Here is a 1,107-nt window from a genome sequence, read left to right as displayed (position 1 = left end):
AACATTCCACACATGGGCCATGAGAAATATTTGGACTTCACACTCACGCAGCACCTGGCAAAGAGAAGGCCTCAAACATGACTCGCTCAACAGAACGAATGCTCAGATCTAGCGAAATAAAAAGAAAGGGCACATCTGAAACACTACCTGAACAAACAAGATGTAAACATTATTTTTTTCATTAAAAATAGAATAAGATTCACATAATCACAGAGGTCATCATTCTTCCTCCCTTATTTGATTAGAAACTAAAATTTGTTCTTGGCTCACTCCTAATCTAGAAAATATAAAAAGAAACTGGAGAAATGGACAGGAGCCCTATCCCTCTAGGGTCATATTTATAAGACTAAGCAAAATACTAAAAGATTACTATGCCCCTAGGGCCCAGTACATAGAAAACGGTAAAGTAAGGGTAACATGGTCAGATGCAGCTCATCACAACCTCCGTGATGACGCCACGTGTACCACCCACCATCATGCCTCTGCCAGTCTTGAGGCTAGACTGAAAAACCCTAGCCTGACTTGCTTCTAGGTGAAGCAAGCCGCTAGATTTTGACGTGTGTCCCACGTCGTCTTCATCGTCCCATCGGTTTTGTAGCGCAATCAAGAAATCATAGCCCACATGGTTTTGAGGACCAAACCAAGAAACCATCACGGTGATTTTGTGGCCCAAATCACCAAACCATAGCTGCCAGTTTTGAGGCCAAAATCGGGAAATGCATAGCCACCGGGTTTGAGGCCAAACTGGGAGAAACCGTCGACCTTGGTTTTGAGGCTCAACCAAGAAACCCACCACCGGTTTTGAGGTCAAACCGGGAGAAACCGTCGCCACCAGTTTTGAGGCCAAACTGGAGAAAACCATCGCCACTAATTTTGAGGTCAAACCAGCGAAAACCGTCACAACAGGTTTTGAGGCTAAACCGCTAGAAACCGTCACCACCAGTTTTGAGGCCAAACTGGAGAAAACCATCGCCACTGGTTTTGAGGTCAAACCAGCGAAAACCGTCACAGCCGATTTTGAGGTCAAACCGCTAGAAACCGTCGCCACCAATTTTGAGGTCAACCAAAAAACTCACGCTCCTAGTCTCCACGTGCCAGGTGCAGACC

1 protein-coding gene is annotated in these 1,107 nt (G+C 45.6%); it reads right to left on the bottom strand.

Translation table 11 applies throughout. The features are described from left to right. Positions 1 to 421: 421 nt before the first annotated feature. A complete protein-coding gene (locus ACQY8X_RS20915) occupies positions 422 to 1,027 on the bottom strand; it encodes a hypothetical protein (RefSeq protein WP_428037064.1) in 606 nt (201 codons plus the stop codon). Positions 1,028 to 1,107: the final 80 nt, after the last annotated feature.

The organism is Amphritea sp. (assembly GCF_050300915.1).
Taxonomy (GTDB): Bacteria; Pseudomonadota; Gammaproteobacteria; order Pseudomonadales; family Balneatricaceae; genus Amphritea.
This window is presented reverse-complemented; position numbering and strand designations above follow the sequence as displayed.